The 5,267-nt window shown below is 71.6% G+C and carries 4 protein-coding genes; 3 read left to right on the top strand and 1 reads right to left on the bottom strand.

Features of this window, described 5'->3' with window-relative positions; all coding sequences use genetic code 11:
* A partial coding sequence (locus WD341_RS11695) for an ABC transporter ATP-binding protein (protein ID WP_368425635.1) occupies positions 1-575 on the bottom strand: 575 nt, incomplete at its 3' end.
* A gap of 159 nt (positions 576-734) precedes the next feature.
* On the opposite strand from WD341_RS11695, the gene WD341_RS11690 reads away from it, so the two are divergent.
* The 3 genes from WD341_RS11690 (at position 735) to WD341_RS11680 (ending at position 4,949) form a co-directional block, all read left to right on the top strand.
* Positions 735-932: a zinc-finger domain-containing protein gene (locus WD341_RS11690; protein WP_368425634.1), complete on the top strand. Its 198-nt coding sequence runs from the start codon at positions 735-737 to the stop codon at positions 930-932.
* A gap of 45 nt (positions 933-977) precedes the next feature.
* Entirely contained in the window at positions 978-3,866 is a 2,889-nt protein-coding gene (polA, locus tag WD341_RS11685) for a DNA polymerase I (protein WP_368425633.1), read from the top strand.
* Between the two features lie 261 nt (positions 3,867-4,127).
* Complete coding sequence (locus WD341_RS11680; RefSeq protein WP_368425632.1) at positions 4,128-4,949, top strand: dienelactone hydrolase family protein; 822 nt, start codon at positions 4,128-4,130, stop codon at positions 4,947-4,949.
* Positions 4,950-5,267 lie beyond the last annotated feature (318 nt).

The raw sequence follows: 5,267 nt of genomic DNA, 5'->3' as shown, positions 1-5,267 counted from the left end.
TCGATGTCGACGCCGGCGGTCGGCTCGTCGAGGACCAGCACCGGCGGGTTGTGGACCATCGCCTTGGCGACCATCAGGCGCCGGCGCATGCCGCCCGACAGGGTGCGGGTGTAGGCCTCGGCCTTGTCGGCGAGGCCGAGCATGGCGAGGATCTCCCGGGTCCGGCGCTCGCGCGGGGGCACGCCGTAGAGGCCGGCCTGCAGCTCCAGCATCTCGAAGGGCGTGAAGAAGGGGTCGATGTTGAGCTCCTGCGGCACGACTCCGATCGAGGCCCGCGCCTGGCGCGTCGCCCGGTCGATGTCGTTGTCCCAGATGCGCACGCTGCCGGCGGTCTTGGTGACCAGGCCGGCCATAATGTTGATCAGCGTCGACTTGCCGGCGCCGTTCGGGCCGAGCAGGCCGAACACGCAGCCGCGCGGGATCGCCAGGCTGACGTCGCTGAGCGCGGTCAGCGAGGCCGAGCGGCCGGCGGCGCGATAGGTCTTGGCGAGATGCTCGATCTCGACGGCGTTGACGGGCAGGCTCGCGGCGGCCGGATCGGCGGCCGCGGCCCTCAGCGTGGCGGTGTCTGGCATGGCGCCCTCTAGGTAAGCCGCGCCGGCCGGCGCGGCAAGCACGGGATTGGCGGCGGGCGACACCGCCTCGAATGAGGGGCCATTGATCGCCGGGAGCGAGCGGCTAATATCCCGCCTGACCGCAAGAGCGCCTCCAGCACAGCCCCCGAGGGAGTTTCCATGGCCGTCACCGCGCCCCCGAGCGACGCCCCCGAGACCGTCACCGCCGAGGAGGAGGTCGTCGCCTGCGACGGCGGCGGCGGCGCGCTCGGCCATCCCAAGGTGTGGCTCAACATGCAGGGCCGCGGCACCGTCGACTGCCCCTACTGCGACAAGCGCTTCGTCCTGAGGGAGGGCGCGGGCGGCGGCGGCCACTGAGCCGAGCGGCTCGACTCCGCCGCCCGCCGAGGCCATTCTTCGGGCATGACCGACACCCTGACTTCCGAGCCGCGCGCGGGCGCTGGAAAGCCGCCGTACCGCCACCTCTACCTGGTCGACGGCTCCGGCTACATCTTCCGCGCCTTCTTCGCGATCCCGCCGCGCATGACCTCGCACGGCCAGCACGTCAACGCCGCCTTCGGCTTCACCAACATGCTGATCAAGCTGCTGCGCGAGAGCGACGCGGACGGCATCGCGGTGATCTTCGACGCCAGCGGCGTCTCCTTCCGCAACGACCTCTACCCGGCCTACAAGGCCCAGCGCGACGAGCCGCCGGCGGAGCTGGTGCCACAGTTCCAGATGATCCGCGAGGCGACCCGCGCCTTCAACCTGCCCTGCATCGAGAAGGAGGGCTACGAGGCCGACGACATCATCGCGACCTACGCCCGTCTCGGCCGCGAGGCCGGCATCCAGGTCACCGTCGTCTCCTCCGACAAGGACCTGATGCAGCTGGTCGGCGGCGGCGTCTCCATGCTCGACCCGATCAAGAACCGCCCGATCGGCCTCGAGGAGGTGCGCGAGAAGTTCGGCGTCGCGCCGGACCGGGTCGTCGACGTCCAGGCGCTGGCCGGCGACCCGACCGACAACGTGCCGGGCGTGCCGGGCATCGGCATCAAGACCGCCGCCCAGCTGATCGCCGAGTACGGCGACCTGGAGTCGCTGCTCGCGCGCGCCGGCGAGATCAAGCAGCCGAAGCGCCGCGAGAAGCTGCTCGAGCACGCCGAGGAGGCGCGCCTCTCGCTCAAGCTGGTGACCCTCTGCGACACGGTCCCGCTGGAGGAGGCGCTGGACGGCTTCGGCCTGAGGGAGCCCGACCCCGAGACCCTCAAGGACTTCCTGGAGCGCCACGAGTTCCGCTCGATCCTCAACCGCCTGGCCGACAAGCTGGGCGACGTCGTGCCCGACGAGAAGGAGGCCGGCAAGGGTCGGCCGCTGCCCCTGGCGCCCGCGAGCTCGGCACCCGCGGCGCCTGCGCCGGCGGGGAGCCCGGCCGCGGAGAGCCTGCCCGCGCCCTATCCCCTGGTGCGCAGCGAGGCCGAGCTCGAGGTCTGGATCGCCGAGGCGCTGGAGCAGGGCGTGGTCGCCGTCGACACCGAGACGACCAGCCTGGATCCGGACAAGGCCGAGCTGGTCGGGATCTCGCTGGCGACCGCGCCCGGGCGCGCCTGCTACGTCCCGCTCGGCCACCGCACGCTGAGCGAAGGCGAGGCCGACCTGCTGAGCACGCCGGAGCAGGTCGGCGGCATCCTGGTCGACGGCCAGGTCGAGATCTCCCGCGCGCTCGAGCTGCTGCGCCCGCTGCTCGCCGACCCGACGGTGCTCAAGGTCGCCCAGAACCTGAAGTACGACCGGCGCGTCCTGGCCCGCCACGGCGTCGAGGTCAGCCCGGCCGACGACACCATGCTGCTGTCCTACGTCCTGGAGGGCGGGCTGCACGGCCACGGCATGGACGAGCTCAGCGAGCTGCACCTCGGCCGCAAGCCGATCCCCTACAAGGCGGTCTGCGGCAGCGGCAAGGCGCAGATCACCTTCGACCGGGTCGAGCTGCAGAAGGCCTGCGACTACGCCGCCGAGGACGCCGACATCACCCTGCAGCTCTGGCAGGTGCTCAAGCCGCAGCTGGCGACCAAGCGCCTGGCCAGCGTCTACGAGGTCATGGAGCGGCCGCTGATCCCGGTGCTGGCCGAGATGGAGCGGGCCGGCATCAAGGTCGACGCCGGCATCCTGCGGCGCATGTCGAACGACTTCGCCGGCCGCCTGGAGACCCTGGAGGAGGAGATCTACCGGCTGGCCGGGCGGCGCTTCACGATCGGCAGCCCGAAGCAGCTCGGCGAGGTCCTGTTCGACGAGCTCGGCCTCGCCGGCCAGGGCCGCAAGGGCAAGTCGGGCGCGCTCTCGACCGGCGCCGACGTGCTGGAGCAGCTGGCGGCGCAGGGCCACGAGCTGCCGCGCAAGGTGCTCGACTGGCGCCAGCTGGCCAAGCTCAAGTCGACCTACACCGACGCCCTGCAGGGCCAGATCGGCGCCGACGGCCGGGTCCACACCAGCTACAGTCAGGCGGTGGCCTCGACCGGGCGGCTGTCCTCGACCGACCCCAACCTGCAGAACATCCCGATCCGCACCGAGGAGGGCCGCAAGATCCGCTCGGCCTTCGTCGCCGAGCCGGGCCACACCCTGCTGTCGGTCGACTACAGCCAGATCGAGCTGCGCCTGGCCGCCGACATCGCCGGCGTCGAGGCGCTGCGCCAGGCCTTCGCCGAGGGCCACGACATCCACGCCATGACCGCCAGCCAGGTCTTCGGCGTGCCGCTTGACCAGATGGACGCCGCGACCCGGCGCAAGGCCAAGGCGATCAACTTCGGCATCATCTACGGCATCTCGGCCTTCGGCCTGGCCCAGAACCTGGGCATCGAGCAGGGCGAGGCGCGGGCCTACATCGCCGCCTACTTCGAGCGCTTCCCCGGCATCCGCGACTACATGGACCGGATGAAGGCCGAGGCCAAGGACAAGGGCTACGTCACCACGCTGTTCGGCCGGCGCATCCACGTGCCGGCGCTGCTCGAGAAGAATCCGGCGCGCCGCCAGTTCGGCGAGCGCGCCGCGATCAACGCGCCGATCCAGGGCACCGCCGCCGACATCATCAAGCGCGCCATGATCCGCGTGCCGCCGGCGCTCGAGCGCGCCGGTCTGCGCGGCCGCATGCTGCTGCAGGTCCACGACGAGCTGCTGTTCGAGGTGCCCGACGCCGAGCTCGAGGAGACCGCGGCCCTGGTCAAGGAGGTCATGGAGGGTGCCGCCGCGCCGGTCGTGAACCTCTCGGTGCCGCTGGTCGCCGACGTCGGCCGCGGCCTGAGCTGGGCCGAGGCACACTGAGGGCGGCGTTCCGCTCCGCGCGCCTGCGTGGTTCGCCCTTCGACAGGCTCAGGGTGAAGAGCTCACCAAGAAGCGCGCCCGAGGCCTGCGCCAGTCCCCTCCGCCGCTTCATGGTGAGCTTGTCGAACCATGCAAGCGTGGGGGCACGGACCACGGGGTGGGACGGCCGCGTCGCCATCACCTTCTCGCGAGGCGGCTTCCGCCGTCGTCGGCGCGCGGCATAATCGTCTTCCGAGCTCTGCGACCGGAGGAGACTTCCCGATGCCCGACAGCGCGCCCATCGCCCGAACCGACGCCATCCCCCGCGACCCGCAGCGCCGCCGCCTGCTCGGCGGGCTCGCGGCCCTGCCGCTGGCGCCCTCGCTGGCGGCGATCCTGGCGGACCCCAGGCTGGCCGCGGCGGCCGCGGCCGGCACCGAGAGCGTGACCATCACGACCCGCGACGGCCGCGAGGTTTCCGGCGCGCTCGCCGTTCCGGCCGAGACGCCGGCGCCGGCTGTGTTGCTGATCCACGAGTGGTGGGGCCTCAACGACCAGATCAAGGCGATGGCCGCGGAGTTCGCCGCGGCCGGCTACCTGGCGCTGGCCGTCGACCTCTACGGCGGCGAGGTCGCCGGCACGCCGGACGAGGCCAAGGCGCTGATGTCGGCGGTCGAGGAGCCGGCGGCGACCGACACCCTGGCGTCCTGGATCGCCTGGCTGAAGGACCACGGCGACTCGACCGGCAAGGTCGGCGCGGTCGGCTGGTGCTTCGGCGGCGGCTGGGCGCTCAACGCCTCGCTGGCCGCGCCGGTCGAGGCGACCGTCGTCTACTACGGCCGGGTCAACAAGACCGCCGGGGAGCTGGCCAGCCTGGAGAGCCCGGTGCTCGGCCACTTCGCGACCGAGGACAAGTTCATCAACCGCGAGATGGTCGACGGCTTCGAGTCGGCGATGGACGAAGCCGGCAAGGACTACACGACCCACTGGTACGAGGCCGACCACGCCTTCGCCAACCCGACCGGCGCGCGCTACGACGAGGCCGACGCCGCCGAGGCGTGGGAGCGGACGAAGGCCTTCCTGGCCGAGCACCTGGAGGGGTAGGCGGCCGCGTCCGCGCCCCCACGCTTGCATGGTTCGACAAGCTCACCATGAAGCGACGGTTGGGTTGGCGTCCCAGTCGCTTCGTGGTGAGCTTGTCGAACCACGCAAGCGACGGCCTTGCCACCGCAAGGGGCGATTGGGTTGGCGCCCGGCCTCTCCGTCGCTTCGTGGTGAGCCCTTCACCCTGAGCCTGTCGAAGGGCGAACCACGCGAGCGCGACGGCCTCGCCGACGCAGGGGCATCGCTCCGACTCACTATGGATCCCCGCCTTCGCGCACTGGTGTCCGGGATTTGTGATGCGGCCTGAGTGTCATGAGA

The sequence above is a fragment of the Tistlia sp. genome (genome assembly GCF_040905785.1).
Taxonomy (GTDB): Bacteria; Pseudomonadota; Alphaproteobacteria; order Kiloniellales; family DSM-21159; genus Tistlia.
The sequence above is the reverse complement of the archived record's forward strand: the minus strand, read 5'-3'. Positions and strand labels throughout refer to the sequence as shown.

Coding starts and splice junctions, on each gene's coding strand:
- WD341_RS11690 (WP_368425634.1), top strand. CDS start 735: ATGGCCGTCACCGCGCCCCCGAGCGACGCCCCCGAGACCGTCACCGCC.
- polA (WP_368425633.1), top strand. CDS start 978: ATGACCGACACCCTGACTTCCGAGCCGCGCGCGGGCGCTGGAAAGCCG.
- WD341_RS11680 (WP_368425632.1), top strand. CDS start 4,128: ATGCCCGACAGCGCGCCCATCGCCCGAACCGACGCCATCCCCCGCGAC.